The sequence below is a fragment of the Pinirhizobacter soli genome (genome assembly GCF_015905305.1).
In the GTDB taxonomy this organism is placed as follows: Bacteria; Pseudomonadota; Gammaproteobacteria; order Xanthomonadales; family Rhodanobacteraceae; genus Pinirhizobacter; species Pinirhizobacter soli.
The window spans coordinates 497,621-512,809 of the sequence record NZ_JADZLQ010000001.1 but is presented as its reverse complement, the minus strand read 5'-3'; the positions used below and the strand labels follow the sequence as shown (position 1 = coordinate 512,809).

14 protein-coding genes are annotated in these 15,189 nt (G+C 64.8%); 9 read left to right on the top strand and 5 right to left on the bottom strand.

From position 1 onward, the window contains the following. Positions 1-57: 57 nt before the first annotated feature. From NDK18_RS01925 to NDK18_RS01905, 5 genes are all read right to left on the bottom strand, one after another. A complete protein-coding gene (locus NDK18_RS01925) occupies positions 58-612 on the bottom strand; it encodes a hypothetical protein (protein ID WP_250622794.1) in 555 nt (184 codons plus the stop codon). A 74-nt stretch (positions 613-686) separates the two neighbouring features. Further along, positions 687-1,619, bottom strand: a complete 933-nt coding sequence (locus NDK18_RS01920) for an MBL fold metallo-hydrolase (protein WP_250626950.1) — start codon at positions 1,617-1,619, stop codon at positions 687-689. A gap of 73 nt (positions 1,620-1,692) precedes the next feature. Beyond that, positions 1,693-2,901 (bottom strand): acetyl-CoA C-acyltransferase, encoded by a 1,209-nt coding sequence (locus NDK18_RS01915; RefSeq protein WP_250626949.1) that lies wholly within the window; start codon positions 2,899-2,901, stop codon positions 1,693-1,695. Between the two features lie 51 nt (positions 2,902-2,952). Then, positions 2,953-5,325 carry a 3-hydroxyacyl-CoA dehydrogenase/enoyl-CoA hydratase family protein gene (locus NDK18_RS01910; RefSeq protein WP_250626948.1) on the bottom strand — a complete coding sequence of 791 codons (2,373 nt, stop codon included), beginning with the start codon at positions 5,323-5,325 and terminating at the stop codon, positions 2,953-2,955. Between the two features lie 51 nt (positions 5,326-5,376). Further along, positions 5,377-6,021, bottom strand: coding sequence for a TetR/AcrR family transcriptional regulator (locus NDK18_RS01905; RefSeq protein WP_250622798.1), 645 nt, complete (start codon positions 6,019-6,021; stop codon positions 5,377-5,379). A 220-nt stretch (positions 6,022-6,241) separates the two neighbouring features. Between NDK18_RS01905 and ndk the strand changes: the two genes are divergently transcribed. The 9 genes from ndk to folD all read left to right on the top strand — a co-directional run bounded on the left by ndk (position 6,242) and on the right by folD (position 15,173). Further along, positions 6,242-6,667 carry a nucleoside-diphosphate kinase gene (gene ndk, locus NDK18_RS01900; RefSeq protein ID WP_250622799.1) on the top strand — a complete coding sequence of 142 codons (426 nt, stop codon included), beginning with the start codon at positions 6,242-6,244 and terminating at the stop codon, positions 6,665-6,667. Further along, positions 6,664-7,797, top strand: a complete 1,134-nt coding sequence (gene rlmN / locus NDK18_RS01895; protein ID WP_414692726.1) for a dual-specificity RNA methyltransferase RlmN — start codon at positions 6,664-6,666, stop codon at positions 7,795-7,797. The genes ndk and rlmN overlap by 4 nt, the downstream gene beginning before the upstream one ends. Then, positions 7,787-8,596: a type IV pilus biogenesis/stability protein PilW gene (gene pilW, locus NDK18_RS01890; protein WP_250622801.1), complete on the top strand. Its 810-nt coding sequence runs from the start codon at positions 7,787-7,789 to the stop codon at positions 8,594-8,596. The genes rlmN and pilW overlap by 11 nt, the downstream gene beginning before the upstream one ends. Positions 8,597-8,613: 17 nt before the next feature. Then, positions 8,614-9,687 (top strand): helix-turn-helix domain-containing protein, encoded by a 1,074-nt coding sequence (locus NDK18_RS01885; protein ID WP_250626947.1) that lies wholly within the window; start codon positions 8,614-8,616, stop codon positions 9,685-9,687. 152 nt (positions 9,688-9,839) lie between these two features. Further along, the gene (locus NDK18_RS01880) at positions 9,840-10,490 is read left to right on the top strand and encodes a YfgM family protein (protein ID WP_250626946.1); all 651 of its coding nucleotides are present in this window, start codon (positions 9,840-9,842) and stop codon (positions 10,488-10,490) included. Further along, positions 10,487-11,683: an outer membrane protein assembly factor BamB gene (gene bamB / locus NDK18_RS01875; RefSeq protein ID WP_250622804.1), complete on the top strand. Its 1,197-nt coding sequence runs from the start codon at positions 10,487-10,489 to the stop codon at positions 11,681-11,683. The genes NDK18_RS01880 and bamB overlap by 4 nt, the downstream gene beginning before the upstream one ends. Positions 11,684-11,706: 23 nt before the next feature. After that, the gene (gene der, locus NDK18_RS01870; RefSeq protein WP_250622805.1) at positions 11,707-13,107 is read left to right on the top strand and encodes a ribosome biogenesis GTPase Der; all 1,401 of its coding nucleotides are present in this window, start codon (positions 11,707-11,709) and stop codon (positions 13,105-13,107) included. A gap of 15 nt (positions 13,108-13,122) precedes the next feature. Then, on the top strand, positions 13,123-14,268 hold the full coding sequence (moeB, locus tag NDK18_RS01865; RefSeq protein WP_250622806.1) for a molybdopterin-synthase adenylyltransferase MoeB: 1,146 nt from the start codon (positions 13,123-13,125) through the stop codon (positions 14,266-14,268). 29 nt (positions 14,269-14,297) lie between these two features. Continuing rightward, positions 14,298-15,173, top strand: a complete 876-nt coding sequence (gene folD, locus NDK18_RS01860) for a bifunctional methylenetetrahydrofolate dehydrogenase/methenyltetrahydrofolate cyclohydrolase FolD (protein ID WP_250622807.1) — start codon at positions 14,298-14,300, stop codon at positions 15,171-15,173. Positions 15,174-15,189: the final 16 nt, after the last annotated feature.

Sequence of the window (15,189 nt, the reverse complement as noted above, 5' to 3'; positions counted from 1 at the left end):
GGTCGTAAAGTTCGACGCCAATTTCGATGGAAGCATCCTCAAACTTCGATCGCGTGCCTAACTTCCAGGCGGGGTCTGCAAGACAGTGATGTCTAACGTGTTGCTCGTGACCTCATGAAGTGTTTCTTGAGCGAAATCAGCTTTGCTACCAACGTCGTATATCTCGGGCGGCCAGCCGGTCATCATGGAGAATGTAACCAGTAAGTGCTGACCGGCCTGTATCTGGTAGTCCGGATACAAACTTACAGTGACCGACATACTCTGCCCCGGTTGCAACAGCAGGAACATGCTCGCCATGGGTTGCACCGGGTGCAAGTATTCTCCGCTGTATGGGACCTTGGAGAGCTGCGTCCCAAGAGTCGGAAAATGGGGAATGATCTTGAACTGGTCGCCGGCAAGGCGAGGATCGTTGTCGTTGAAGAACGGCGTGGAATACGAAAACACGTGCGCCGTCGAGTCTCCGTTATTGGCCAACGTTAGCGTGACGTATCCGCTAGCCGCCTTAAAAAGGTCGGTTGGAGAACTCAATGTTGCGGTTAGTTTGGGGGCCGAGTAGGCCAGTGGCGCAAAGGCAAGAAGCAAGAGCGCCGCAAAGAGCTTTCTGGTCTTCATTCCTGCCTCCTCGCGTGACGAGTGTTGGGGGTCAGAGTAAAACTCTGACCCCGTAAGCGCCAGTTGCGTGGAAATTACTTCGCGCTGCGATCGAGCCAGACTTCCAGCCCCTGCGCATTGAGCTCGATATCGTTGGCCAGCAGCTTGCGTACCTGCGAGGCATCCAGCGGCGCGCCGTGCTTGCGCGCCCGGGCGGTGTACAGCTCACCCAGGGCGTGCACGATGGCGGCGTGGCGATCGGGGCGGCCGTGGCGGTCGCGGGCGATCTGGGTCATCTGGTCGATCTGTTCGTGAAGGTCTTCGCCCAGGCGCTCGACGTCTTCCACGCGATCGTAGTGGGTGAGGTACATCGCCTGCGGCTGGTAGGACAGCAGACGGTCGATCGAGGCATGCAGTTCCTCGGGTTCGAACTGCACCGGTGAGGTGGTGGGTAGCACGAACGGACCCTTGGCCGAATCGAACTCGCGGTAGGAAAGGCCGAACACGTCGCCAGTGAAGAACGAGCGCGTCATTTCATCCCAGATGGCGATGTGGTGCTTGGCATGCCCGGGCGTTTCCACGGCAACGAGCTTGCGGCCGCCAACGTCAATCTCATGCCTGTCGTTCGCTTCGACCACTCGTTCCTGTGGCACGGGCACGAGCGAGCCGTAGCTGCGGTCCATCTCGTCGGCGCCGTAGACAGCGGTCGCGCCGGCAACGAGCACCGAAGGATCGACCATGTGCCGCGCGCCGCGCGGATGCACCAGCAGTTTTGCGTTGGGCAGTTGCGCCAGCAACTTGCCGGCGCCACCGGCGTGGTCCAGGTGCACGTGCGTGAGGATAAGCCAGTCGACGTCGCCGACGGTAAGCCCGGCGCGGTCAAGCGCATCGATGAAGCGGGGCAGGGAATGGTTGGTGCCGCTGTCGATGAAGGCGCCGCGGCCGCCGTGGGTGACGAGGTAGGCCGCATCGAAAATGTCCCGGCTGAAACCGGTGTCGATGGTGTAGATGCCCAGCTCGTTGTTCATGCGTTCCCTCTCCTTAAGACCCCGAGGGTAGCAAAGCGGGGGCGGTAGCGGTGTCAACCGCCCCCTTGGCCGTTTACAGGGCCTCGAACACGCCCGCGGCGCCCATGCCGGTGCCAATGCACATGGTGACCATGCCGTACTTCTGCTTGCGGCGGCGCAGGCCGTGGATCAACGTGGCGGCGCGGATGGCACCGGTGGCGCCCAGCGGGTGGCCCAGGGCGATGGCGCCGCCGAGCGGGTTCACCCTGGCCGGATCCAGGCCCAGGTCACGGATGACCGCCAGCGCCTGCGCGGCGAAGGCCTCGTTCAGTTCGATCCAGTCCATCTGGTCCTGGGTCATGCCCGTCTGCTTCAGGGCACGCGGGATCGCTTCCTTCGGGCCGATGCCCATGATCTCCGGCGGCACGCCGGCCACGGCGAAGCCGACAAAGCGGGCCAGCGGGGTGAGGCCGTGGTCTTTCACTGCCTTTTCACTGGCCAGCAGCAGGGCGCCGGCACCGTCGGACATCTGCGAGGAGTTGCCCGCCGTGACCGAACCGCCGAACTGGCCGTTGCGGAAGACCGGCTTCAGCTTGCCCAGCACGTCCAGGCTCGTGTCCTTGCGGGGGCCTTCATCCATGGTGATGATCCGGCGATCTTCCTTGACGCTGCGGTTGGCAAGGTCCGGGTAGCGGTCATCGAGCTGGAACGGGGTGATCTCGTCGTTGAATTCGCCGGCAGCCTGGGCGGCGAGGGCGCGCTGGTGGCTCTGCAGGGCAAAGGCATCCTGGTCTTCGCGGCTGACTTTCCAGCGCTCGGCAACCTTTTCAGCGGTGATGCCCATGCCGAAGGCGATCGCACGGTCTTCGTCGTTCTCGAAGATGGCCGGGTTCATCGCGATCTTGTGGCCCATCATCGGCACCATGCTCATGCTCTCGGTACCGCCGGCGAGCATCAGGTCGGCTTCGCCCAGGCGAATGCGGTCGGCGGCCATGGCGATGGCTTGCACGCCAGAGGAACAGAAGCGGTTGATGGTGACGCCGGGCACCACATCGGGCAGGCCTGCCAGCAGCACGCCGATGCGTGCCACGTTCATGCCTTGCTCGGCTTCGGGCATGGCGCAGCCGATCACGGCGTCGGCGATCAGCGCCGGGTCGATGCCCGGGGCCTGTTCGATGACGGCGCGGATCACGTGGGCGAGGAGGTCATCGGGGCGGGTGTTGCGGAAAACGCCGCGCGGCGCCTTGCCCACCGGTGTGCGGGTGGCGGCGACGATGTAGGCGTCCTGGACTTGCTTGCTCATGGTCTTATCCTGGATAGAAGGGGGAAGTCGTGGCGGTGTGCGCGATGCGCATCAGTTCCGCAGCGGCTTGCCCGTCGTCATGGTGTGCGCGATGCGCGCCTGGGTCTTTTCCGTCTGGGCCAGGGCGACAAAGTGCTTGCGCTCCAGCGCCAGCAGCCATTCCTCGTCCACCGTCGAGCCACGTTCGATCCGGCCACCGCACAGCGTGTCGGCAATCGACGAGGCAATGAGGATGTCGTGCGGCGAGGCGAAATAGCCTTCGGCGAGGTTGGCAAGCGAGGCCTTGAAGGTCGCCGTTCCCACATCGCCGGCGACGGGGATGGCGCGGCCCGGCATCGGCGGACGGTAGCCCGACTCGGCCAGGGCGATCGCCTGCTGCTTGGCCACGTACAACAGTTCATAGGCGTTGAACACCACCACGTCGTCCGGACGCAGCAGGCCCAGCTGCTTGGCTTCGATCGCGCTGCCGGAGACCTTCGCCATGGCGATCGTCTCGAACACCTTCTTCAGCACTTCGAACGGATCTTCCGGCGACAGGCGCGCGGCGCGCACGGCCAGTTCCTTCAGGCCGCCACCGGCGGGCAACAAGCCCACGCCTGCCTCGACCAGGCCGATATAGCTTTCAAGCGCCGCCACGGTACGGGCCGAGTGCATCTGGAATTCGCAGCCGCCGCCCAGCGCCAGGCCGCGCACGGCCGCCACCACCGGCACCAGCGAATACTTGATGCTCATGCTGGTGGCCTGGAAGTTGGACACCATGGCTTCGAACTGGGCGATCTTGTTTTCCTTAAGCAGCCCCAGCGCGCCCTTCAGATCCGCACCGGCCGAGAACGGCTCGCCGGTCTGCCACAGCACGGCGGCGCGAAGCTTGGATTCCGCCTGGCGCACGGCTTCCTGCACGCCGTCCAGCACGAAGTCGTTCACGGTGTTCATCTTGGTCTTGAACGACACGATGCCGACATCGTCGTTGCCAAGCGTCCACAGGCGCACGCCGTCGTTTTCCCACACGGTCGTGCCCTTGTCGGCCGACTCGCCCAGGATCGGATCGGGGAACAGCTGGCGCTTGTACACCGGGTGCGTGGAGCGGGGCTTGTCAGCCCCGGCACCGGCCGACCAGCTGCCGTCCTTGCCGTGCACGCCCTTGCGGCCATCGGTGACCCACGCCGGCAACGGTGCGCTGCTCATGGTCTTGCCGGCCTTGATGTCCTCGTCGATCCACTGCGCCACTTGCTGCCAGCCTGCGGCCTGCCAGGTCTCGAAGGGACCGAGCTTCCAGCCGTAGCCCCAGCGGATGGCAAGGTCGACGTCACGCGCCGTTTCGGCGATGTCACCCAGATGGTAGGCGCTGTAGTGGAAGAGGTCGCGGAACGCCGACCACAGGAACTGCGCCTGCGGATCGTTCGATGCGCGCAGCTTGGCGAACTTCTCCGACGGATCCTTGATGGCAAGGATCGCGGCGACTTCGTCCTGCACCTTCGCTTCGCTGGGCACGTAATCCTGCTTGGCAGGATCGAGCACCACGATGTCCTTGCCGGCCTTGCGGTAGAAGCCGGCGCCCGTCTTCTGGCCCAGTGCGCCCTTGGCGATCAGCGCCTCGAGCACGGCGGGTGCCTTGAAGTACGAGTGCCACGGGTCGTCGGGCAGGGTGTCGGCCATGGTCTTGATCACATGGGCCATGGTGTCCAGGCCCACGACGTCGGCGGTGCGATAGGTGGCGCTCTTGGGGCGGCCCACGGCAGGACCGGTAAGGGCATCGACCACGTCGAAACCGAGCTTGAATTTATCGGTGTGGTACATCGTGGACAGCATCGAGAACACGCCGATGCGGTTGCCGATGAAGTTCGGGGTATCGCGTGCATACACCACGCCCTTGCCGAGCGTGGTGGTAAGGAAGGCTTCCAGGCCTGCCAGCACGCTGGCTTCGGTGAGCTTGGTGGGGATCAGCTCCACCAGGTGCATGTAGCGCGGCGGATTGAAGAAATGCACGCCGGTAAAGCGGTGGCGCATCTCCTCGGGCAGCGCCGAGGCCAGTTCATTGATCGACAGGCCCGAGGTGTTGCTGGCGAGCACTGCGGTGGCCGATACGTGGGGAGCGATCTTCTTGTAGAGATCAAGCTTCCAGTCCATCCGTTCGGCGATCGCCTCGATCACCAGGTCCACATCGACCAGCAGGGGCAGGTGTTCGTCGTAGTTGGCCGGGATGATGGCCGCGGCGAAGTCTTTCACTGCCAGCGGGGCCGGCGAGAGCTTCTTGAGGTTGTCGATGGCCTTGAGCGCAATGCCGCTCTTGGGACCTTCCTTGGCGGCAAGGTCGAACAGCACGGTTTCGACGCCTGCGTTGGTCAGGTGCGCGGCGATCTGCGCGCCCATGACACCCGCGCCCAGCACGGCGGCCTTGCGGATGCGTAATGGTGTTGCGGTCATGGTGTTCTCCGGTGATGCGTTTTCAAGGCAAAGGCGGTCGGGGCGAATAACTCAGCCCCGGGGCGCCGGATGGGGGGAGGGGGCCCGCAGGCCCGCGGCGGCAAAGTGCACAAGGTGGTCGGCCGCCTGCTCGCGATGGGCCTGTTCGGCCACTTCGTTCTTGCGCTGGATGATGCCGAAGTCGGCCATGGCGTAGGTGAGGGCGCCAGTGACGATATCCAGCCGCCAGTAGAGCTCTTCCTTGCTTAAAGCGGGCAGCAGGCGCTGGAACTCGGCGGCGAACTGGCGCAGGACGTGGCCGTAGTTCTCCGAGAGGAACTTGCGCAAGGTTTCGTTGTGCTCGGCATAGGCCCGGGCCAGCACGCGGACAAAGGCCGCCCCGCCACCGCCGGTGCGTGAAAGGTCCAGGGCAGGCCCTATATACGCTTCGAGCACGGCTTCAAGGGTAGTTTCGGGCTTTTGGGCCAGGTGGCCCAGGGCGCCAAGGCGGCGGGTATTGAGCTCGTCCAGGCGCCGGCGGAACACTTCCTCGATCAGCTTGTCCTTCGAGCCGAAGTGGTAATTCACCGCTGCCAGGTTCACCTTGGCGGCGGCCGTGACCTGCCGTAGCGAGGCCCCGGCGAAGCCATGGGTGGCGAACAGGCTCTCCGCCGCGCCCAGGATGCGTTCCTTGGTGGAGAAGGGCGAGGAGTTCATGGACCGATCCCAAGCGTTCGAATCAAACGATCGTTTGAGAATACGCCCCTGGCCCCATCTGGGTCAAACGTCATGGAACGGCCATGGAAACCCCTTGCGAATCAGCTAGAATCTGTCAACATTTCGTGAGCTAAGTACGTAATTACTTATGCATTTCGTTGCAAGCTACTGACATCGTTCCCCTAGGGGCTGGCTAAACTTTTCTTCCCGGAGTACCCGTATGGCGCTGGAGCGCACCCTTTCCATCATCAAGCCCGATGCCGTCGCCAAGAACGTCATAGGCGAAATCTATGCCCGTTTCGAGAAAGCCGGCCTGAAGATCGTGGCCGCCAAGTTCAAGCAGCTCTCGCGTGCCGAAGCTGAAGGTTTCTATGCTGTGCACGCCGAGCGTCCGTTCTTCAAGGCATTGGTCGACTTCATGATCTCCGGCCCGGTGATGATCACCGCGCTCGAAGGTGAAGGCGCGATCCTGAAGCACCGCGACCTCATGGGCGCAACCGATCCGAAGAAGGCCGACGCCGGTACCATCCGCGCCGACTTCGCCGATTCGATCGACGCCAATGCCGTACACGGTTCGGACGCTGTTGATACCGCCAAAGTGGAGATTGCTTACTTCTTCGCTTCGACGGAAGTCCTTTCCCGCTGAGTATCGACGTGACCGACCAAGGCAAAGTCAATCTGCTCGACTTCGATCGCCAGGGCTTGCGTGATTTCTTCGCGCAGCTGGGCGAGAAGCCGTATCGCGCCGAGCAGGTGATGAAGTGGATCTACCACCACCTTGAAAGCGACTTCGGCAACATGACCGACGTCGGCAAGGCGCTGCGCGCCAAGCTCGAGGAAGCCTGCTACATCGGTCCGCCGAACACCCTGCTGGACAAGGCCGCCATCGACGGCACGCACAAGTGGCTGCTGGGCATGGATGGCGGCAATGCGGTGGAAACGGTCTATATTCCAGAGCCCACGCGAGGCACGCTGTGCGTGTCCTCGCAGGTTGGTTGTGGCCTCAATTGCCAGTTCTGCTCCACCGCCACCCAGGGTTTCAACCGCAACCTTTCCACCGCCGAGATCATTGGCCAGGTGTGGGTGGCGGCAAAGCACCTGGGCAACGTTCCGCACCAGCAACGCCGCATCACCAACGTGGTGATGATGGGCATGGGCGAGCCGCTCTTGAATTTCGACAACGTGGTGGCGGCGATGAGCCTGATGCGCGACGACCTGGGCTTTGGCCTTGCGTCCAAGCGCGTCACCTTGTCCACCGCGGGCCTGGTGCCGATGATCGACAAGCTCTCGGCCGTAAGCGACGTATCGCTGGCGGTGTCGCTGCATGCCGCCAACGACGAGCTTCGCACCGAACTGGTACCGCTGAACAAGCGCTATCCGATCGCCGAGCTTGCCGCCGCTTGCGAGCGCTACATCGCCCGCAAGCCGCGCACGCACATCACCTTCGAATACACCCTGATGAAGGGCGTGAACGACCAGCCCGAGCACGCTCGCCAGCTGATCAAGTTCATGCGCCGGCTGCCGGGCCACAACAAGGTGAACCTGATTCCGTTCAATCCATTCCCGGGTACGCGTTTTGAGCGTTCCGGGCCGGATGCGATCCACAATTTCCAGACGCAGCTGCTCAGTGCCAACGTGCTGACGATGCTGCGCCGTACCCGCGGCGACGACATCGACGCCGCCTGTGGGCAGTTGAAGGGACAGGTAATGGACCGCACCCGCCGGCAGGCGGAGTTCCGCAAGCGTCTGGAAGACGGGGTCAACCATGCTGCGTAAGTGTTCATGGCTATTGGGCGCAACACTGCTGCTGGCCGCGTGCCACTCGCAGCCGAAGCCGCCGCCGGTGCCGAAAGACGCCTTGAACGCCGACCACCTGAATCTTAAGCAGAGCACCAAGGAAGACCGTGCCCTGGAAGGCGCGCGCATCCACACCGAACTCGGCCAGCAGTACATGCAGAACGGCCAGTTCCAGGATGCGATGGAGAAGCTCACCAAGGCGCTGCAGTTCAGCGACAAGTACGCCCCGGCGCACACGGTGATCGCAGTGCTCTACGAGCGCCTTGGCGACGACGCGAACGCTGCCATCCACTACAAGCGCGCGGTGGATCTGGAGCCGAAAAAGGGCGCCCCGAACAACAACTACGGTGTCTTCCTGTGCAAGTCGGGCAAGGCTGCCGAGGCCCAGGTGTACTTCGACCGGGCGGTGCTCGATCCCTATTACGACACGCCGGATGTGGCGCTGACCAACGCCGGCACGTGTCAGCTCAAGTCCAACCAGTACGACACCGCTGAGATCGATTTCCGCAAGGCGCTGGCTCGCAACGCCCGCAACAATGAGGCGCTGTATCAGCTGGCACATGTGCTGTACCTTAAAAACGATGCATTCCGCGCACGAGCTTTCCTGCAGCGTTACGAAGCTTCAGGACAGAGCAGCCCGGATGCATTGAAGCTCGGTCACGATATCGAGCTCCGTCTGGGCAATGGCGAGGGTGCCCAGGACTACATCAGGCGGCTACGCACACAGTTCCCGGATTCGGAACAGGCGCGCGCCACGGACGCGACTGCACGTCAATGAACACGAAAAAGCCCAATATGAACGGTAACCAGGATCACGAAGACCTGTTCCGTGCCGATGCCGCGGGGGCGGCAGACGGCGAGACGGTACCGGAGGCGCCCGTGGAGGCAGCCCCGGACACGCCTGCTGTGGCGGAGCATCGCTTTGAGGAATCGGTGGTCTTTGCGCCGCGCTTTGGCGACCGCCTCCGTGCGGCGCGCGAGGCCCGGCACCTGGACATCGCGGCCTGCACCCATCAACTGCGCCTGCCTTCGCGGCTGCTGCGCCAGCTCGAGGCCGGCGAATACGGCGGCATCGACTACCAGGTGTACCTGGCGGGGTATCTGTCCAAGTACGGCCGTTTCCTGGGCGTGGACGAAGCTGCCATCGCCGAGGAAATCGAACGCACGAAATCGGAGCAGCCCACCCTGGTGGTCACCGGCGGCATCTCGCATTCGCGCTACCTGCTCGATCGCTACATGACGGCGGCCCAGTACGTGGTGCTCACCGCCGTCATCGTGGTGCCGCTGATCTGGTTCGGCGTGCGCGGCACGTTCGACCGCGATCTGGCCCGCCTGGCGCCGCTGGACGCTTCACCCGTGGCGCAGCAGGACACCGTCCCGGCCACGTCCGGCACCAGCGCAGGAGCCAAGGCCGTTGCCGCGGCGCCCGTCGCCCGGCCGCCGGCACCGACGCCGATGGACGACCAGCAGCCGTTGCTGGCCTCGATGGCGCTTTTCCCGAACATGGACAACCGCGTCGCCGCGGCCAAGGTGGATGTCCCGGTCCCCGATGCCAGTAGTGTGGCGGGCCAGGGCAGCCATACCCTTTCGCTCACCGTGCCCTCGGCCAGCTGGGTCGAGGTTCTTGCGGCCGATGGCTCGCGGCTTGAGTACGGCCTGCTGCCGGCAGGCACCACGCGTAGCTACCGCAGCGACGGCAGCATGGACGTGCGCATCGGCAACGCCACGGGCGCCCAGGCCACGGTCGACGGCAAGCCGGTGGCCCTGGACAGCTTCCGCCGGGCGAACGTTGCCCGTTTCAAGGTGGATGTCCGCGATGGCCAGGCCCAGGCCGTGGGCGGCACGCCGCCGGCAACGACCAACAACTGATCCCTTGCGCGCGGCCCCCGGCCGCGTCGCCGGCTTTTAAGGTATCCTTGTTCATTCACCTGGCCGGGTGCGCTTTTCGCGCATCCGGCGGGTATTCCTGCCCGCCACGTCGGGCGCGCGGGGCTTCGAACAGTCCCCTCCACGGTGCATGCATGTCTTTCGATTCATACGACGACTACGAACAGGGCGAACGCATCCAGCAGTGGCTGCGACAGAACGGCGTCTCCATCATCGTCGGCATTGTCCTGGGCCTGTTGCTGATCTTCGGCTACCAGAAGTGGAAGAGCCATCGCGCCGACCACGACGCCGAAGCTGCCACCTTGTATGAACAGGTCCAGGTGGCACTGGCCACCAACAAGGCCGCCGAGGCCGATGCCGGCATCGACCGCCTGCAGACGCAGTTCACCGACACCACCTATGCTGTGTTCGCATCCGCTGATCGCGCGCGGGTAGCGGCCGAGGCCAACCAGCTGGACAAGGCCCAGGTGGCCCTGGACTGGGCCCAGGCGCACGCGACGGACGATGCAGTGAAGGGCCTGGTGCAGCTGCGCGCCGCCCAGGTGCGCCTGGCCGCAGGCCACGCCGACCAGGCACTTTCCACTCTCGATACGATGCCCAAGGGCGCCTACATTTCCCTTGCGCAGGAACTACGCGGCGATGCGCTGGTCAAGCTAGGACGCATCGACGAAGCCCGCAAGGCCTACCAGGCTGCGATAGCCTCGATGGACGACAGCGCGCCGCAACGCGGCGTGGTGAAACTGAAGATTGACGATCTGGCCGTGGCCGGAAAGCAGGGTGCATGAAACGGTTCCTCCTAGTGGCTGCTCTGGCGTCCGTCGCCGTCCTGGCTGGTTGCCATAACGCCAAGAAAGAAAACATTGAGCCGCCGACCAAGCTCACCGACATCACGCCAACGCTGAAAGTCGAGCGTTTGTGGAAGTCGAGCGTGGGCGATGGCGCGGTCAAGACAGGCATCCGCCTGCAGCCTGAAGTGGTCGATGGCGTGCTTTACGCCGCCAGCGCCGATGGCGACCTCATCGCCATCGATGCCAACACCGGCAAGACCGTGTGGCGGCAGAAGTCGCGCACCCACGGCTGGTTCGGCTGGGGTGACAAGAAGCGTCCGGACGCCTTCATGGCGGGCGGTCCCACGGTGGCGGGCGACCTGCTGGTGGTCGGCACGCTCGACGGCCACGTCTATGGTCTGGGTGCGAAAGACGGTTCCAAGCGCTGGACGGCCGAGGTGACCTCCGAGGTGATCACGGCACCTGCCATCGTCGGCAACCTGGTCGTGGTGCGCACCGCCGACGGCCGCCTGTACGGCCTGGACTCGTCCACCGGCGAACGCCGCTGGGCCTACGACCAGACCGCCGTGCCCACCTTGAGCCTGCGTGGCAATGGCCCGCTACTGGTGGCCAACGGCGTGGTGTTCTTCGGCAGCGACAACGGCAAGATCGTGGCGCTGCGCATGGACAACGGCGAGAAGCTCTGGGAACAGGGCCTGTCCAGCGGCGAAGGCCGCACCGAGATCGATCGCCTGAACGACGCCGACGGTGCCGTGGTGCTCGACGGCAACACGCTGTTCGCGGCGGCCTATCACGGCCAGCTCACTGCGGTAGACGGCCCCAGCGGCCGCCCGCTGTGGAACCGCCCGTTCTCAAGCTATACCTCGATCGACGTGCATGGCAATGCCGTGTACGGCGTGGATGAACAATCCAACCTGTGGGCCTTCGACAAGAGCGGTGGCGCCGACATGTGGAAGCAGGATGCGCTGAAGTACCGCTGGCTCACCGGTCCTGCCGCGCAGAACGACTACATCGTCGTGGGCGACCTTGAAGGCTACGTGCATTGGCTCGCCAGCTCCGATGGCAAGATCGTTGCGCGCGAGCGCCTGTCGAAGAAGGCCATCCGTTCGCAGCCGGTGGTCGTGGGCAATACCGTTTACGTGGAAGATGTCGAGGGTCATATCGGCGCCTATCGCATCGCCGCACCTTAAGATCCCTTCGGAAACGCGCCGCCATGTTGCCTGTCGTTGCCCTGGTCGGCCGCCCGAACGTTGGTAAGTCGACTCTTTTCAATGCACTCACGCGCAGCCGTGATGCCCTCGTGGCGGATATGCCGGGTGTTACCCGCGACCGCCACTACGGCGTCTGCCGGCTGGGCGAGCGCTCGTTCGTGCTGGTGGATACCGGCGGCCTGTCGGGCCGCGACGAGGGTATCGAGGGCCTGACGGCGCAGCAGGTGCGCCTGGCCGTGGCCGAGGCCAATGTGCTGGTTTTCGTGGTCGACGCGCGCGATGGCCTGCTTCCGCAGGACGCCGCCATCCTCGATGAGCTTCGCCGCTCTGGAAAGCCCGTGATCGTGGGCGTGAACAAGACCGACGGCGTGGATGAATCCACCGCCCTGGCCGAGTTCGCGCGCTTTGGCGTTGCCCACACGCTGCCGTTGTCGGCCGCTCATGGGCGCGGTGTGGATGCGCTGATCGCCGCCACGCTGCCGATGCTGCCACCCGACCAGGACGATGCCGATCCTGGCCTGTCCGACGAGGGTATCCGCGTCACCATCGCCGGCCGTCCCAACGCCGGCAAGTCCACCCTGATCAACCGCCTGCTGGGCGAAGACCGCCTGATCGTCTCGGAAGTTGCCGGCACCACCCGCGATCCCATCCGTGTACCGCTCGAACGCGACGGCAAGCTGTTCACCCTGATCGACACCGCTGGCGTCCGCCGCCGTGCCCGTGTCGAAGAGGCAGTGGAGAAATTCAGCGTTATCAAGACTCTGCAAAGCATTGCTGCGTCCCAGGTAACGGTGATCCTGATCGATGCCCGCGAGAACCTCGCCGACCAGGACCTCACCCTGATCGGCCACGCCATCGAGGAAGGCCGCGCGCTGGTGATCTGCGTGAACAAGTGGGACGACATGGACAACTACGCGCGCGAGCAGTGCAAGCGCGCGCTGGAGCGCCGACTGGCGTTCGTGGAGTGGGCCAAGACGGTATTCATCTCCGCGCTTCACGGTTCGGGCCTGCGCGAGCTGATGCGGGCCGTGGTACGCGCCCACGCCGCCGCCACGCGCCAACTCACTTCCAGCGACCTCACCCGTACGCTCGAGCAGGCCTACGAGGGCTACCAGCCGCCGCTGGTCCGCGGCCATGCGCCCAAGCTTCGCTATGCCCATCCGGGCGGTTCCAACCCGCCCACGATCGTGATCCACGGCAGCCGTACCAAGCACATCGCGCCAGCCTACCGCCGCTACCTTGAAGGCTTCTTCCGCAAGCGCTACAAGCTGGAAGGCACGCCTGTGCGCATCGACTTCAAGGATGGCGAGAACCCGTTCGCCGGCAAGAAGAACGTGCTTACCGACAGCCAGAAGCAAAAGCGCCAGCGGATGATCCGCAACGCCAAACGCCGCGAGAAATAACCCTCCGGAGACAGCATGAGCCACCTGCCATCGTCGCCCGCCAGTCCGCGCATCGATGTGCGCGAGGTTACGCCGGCTGAAGCGAAGGTTCGGCAAGGGCAGGGCGCGGTGCTGATCGATGTACGCGAAGACGACGAACGCGCTTCGGTGGCCGAAGGATCCTTGGGAGTTCCACGGGGTCTCCTGCCGACGCGTACGGCGGCCCTGGTTCCCGATTTGGCAACACCGGTCCTGCTGATCTGCGGCACCGGCGTTCGCTCGCGGCTGGCTGCGGCCACGATGCTCGACATGGGTTACCGGGATGTCGCATCCGTGGCCGGTGGCTTCGCCCGATGGAGCGGGGAGGGTCTGCCGGTGGCCGCGGGGCTGCTCGATACCGACGCCGCCGACCGCTACGCCAGGCAGGTGATCCTGCCGCAGGTGGGCGTCGCCGGACAGACGCGCCTGGCAGCCTCGAAGGTGGTCATCGTCGGTGCCGGCGGCCTGGGAGCACCGGCCATGCTCTACCTCGCCGGTGCAGGCGTGGGTCATCTCACCCTCATCGATGACGATCGGGTGGAACGTAGCAACCTGCACCGCCAGGTGGTGCACGCCGACAATCGCATCGGCATGACCAAGGTCGAATCCGCGCGTGCGCAATTGCTTGAACTCAATCCCTTGATTGCCGTCACGGCGAAAGCCGAGCGGCTGCAGGCAGCCAACGTGGAGAGCCTGATCGAAGGCCACGATGTGGTGCTGGATGGCGCGGACAATTTTTCCGTGCGTTATCTGCTCGCCGCAGCCACCTTGCGATTGAAGATTCCGCTGGTCTACGGCGCCGTGGAGCGGTTTTCAGGCCAGGTAAGCGTGTTCGATCCGCGCCGTGACGACAGCCCCTGTTATCGCTGCCTGTTTCCCCGACCGCCCGCCGCGGAGGACGCGCCCAATTGCAGCGAGGCGGGCGTCCTTGGCGTACTGCCGGGCACGATTGGCCTGTTGCAGGCCACCGAGGTGCTCAAGCTCTTGCTGGGCATCGGTGAACCGCTGGTGGGCCGGGTGCTCACCTACGATGCCTTAGGCATGCATTTTCGCCAGATTCTCCTGCCACGCGACCCGGCGTGCCCGGGCTGTGGCGCCGATGCCCGCTTTACCGGTTACCGCGACGTCGAAGCTTTGCGATAATGTCCGACTCTCCCGCATTTGCCAGGCCCATGACTGCACGCATCCTCGACGGCAAGCGCATCGCCCAGGAGTTGCTTGAACATATCGGCCGGCGCGTTGCCCGCCGCGTGGCCGATGGCCGCCCCGCGCCCGGCCTTGCCGTGGTCATGGTGGGCGAAGATCCCGCATCCGCCGTGTACGTGCGCAACAAGCGCAAGGCCTGCCAGCAGGTCGGATTCCATTCCTACGCCTATGATCTTCCCGCCGACACCACACAGGAAGAAGTCATCACGCTCATCGACAACCTCAACGCCGATCCGTCCGTCCACGGCATCCTGGTGCAGTCGCCGTTGCCGCGGCATATCGACGAGGACGCCCTGGTCGACCGCATCGACCCGGGCAAGGATGTCGATGGGTTCCAGGCGGTGAATGTGGGCCGCCTGGCCCTGCGCCGCTTCGGCCTGCGCCCCTGCACGCCGCGAGGCGTGATGACCTTGCTTGGCCATACCGACCGCCCCGTGCGCGGCCGCCACGCGGTGATCGTGGGCGTGTCCAACCACGTGGGCCGCCCGCTGGGCCTGGAGCTCCTGATCGCCGGCTGCACCACCACCAGCTGCCACAAATTCACGCAGGGGCTGGCCGATTACGTCGGCCAGGCCGATATCCTCGTGGTGGCCGCCGGCAAGCCGGGGCTGGTGAAGGGTGAATGGGTCAAGGAAGGCGCGGTGGTGATCGACGTGGGCATCAACCGCCTGGAAGACGGCCGCCTGGTGGGCGACGTGGAGTTCGAGCCGGCCGCCCGCCGCGCCTCGTGGATCACGCCCGTGCCCGGTGGCGTGGGGCCGATGACGGTCGCCACGCTGATGGAAAACACCCTGGAAGCGGCCGAAGCCCGCGACGGAGCAGGGATCGTGCCGCTGTCGTGACGCACTGCGGCATGCG

What these genes read in the sequence shown, in the direction of transcription:
- NDK18_RS01925 (WP_250622794.1), bottom strand. Translation starts at nt 612, where the DNA reads ATGAAGACCAGAAAGCTCTTTGCGGCGCTCTTGCTTCTTGCCTTTGCG.
- NDK18_RS01920 (WP_250626950.1), bottom strand. Translation starts at nt 1,619, where the DNA reads ATGAACAACGAGCTGGGCATCTACACCATCGACACCGGTTTCAGCCGG.
- NDK18_RS01915 (WP_250626949.1), bottom strand. Translation starts at nt 2,901, where the DNA reads ATGAGCAAGCAAGTCCAGGACGCCTACATCGTCGCCGCCACCCGCACA.
- NDK18_RS01910 (WP_250626948.1), bottom strand. Translation starts at nt 5,325, where the DNA reads ATGACCGCAACACCATTACGCATCCGCAAGGCCGCCGTGCTGGGCGCG.
- NDK18_RS01905 (WP_250622798.1), bottom strand. Translation starts at nt 6,021, where the DNA reads ATGAACTCCTCGCCCTTCTCCACCAAGGAACGCATCCTGGGCGCGGCG.
- ndk (WP_250622799.1), top strand. Translation starts at nt 6,242, where the DNA reads ATGGCGCTGGAGCGCACCCTTTCCATCATCAAGCCCGATGCCGTCGCC.
- pilW (WP_250622801.1), top strand. Translation starts at nt 7,787, where the DNA reads ATGCTGCGTAAGTGTTCATGGCTATTGGGCGCAACACTGCTGCTGGCC.
- NDK18_RS01885 (WP_250626947.1), top strand. Translation starts at nt 8,614, where the DNA reads ATGAACGGTAACCAGGATCACGAAGACCTGTTCCGTGCCGATGCCGCG.
- NDK18_RS01880 (WP_250626946.1), top strand. Translation starts at nt 9,840, where the DNA reads ATGTCTTTCGATTCATACGACGACTACGAACAGGGCGAACGCATCCAG.
- bamB (WP_250622804.1), top strand. Translation starts at nt 10,487, where the DNA reads ATGAAACGGTTCCTCCTAGTGGCTGCTCTGGCGTCCGTCGCCGTCCTG.
- der (WP_250622805.1), top strand. Translation starts at nt 11,707, where the DNA reads ATGTTGCCTGTCGTTGCCCTGGTCGGCCGCCCGAACGTTGGTAAGTCG.
- moeB (WP_250622806.1), top strand. Translation starts at nt 13,123, where the DNA reads ATGAGCCACCTGCCATCGTCGCCCGCCAGTCCGCGCATCGATGTGCGC.
- folD (WP_250622807.1), top strand. Translation starts at nt 14,298, where the DNA reads ATGACTGCACGCATCCTCGACGGCAAGCGCATCGCCCAGGAGTTGCTT.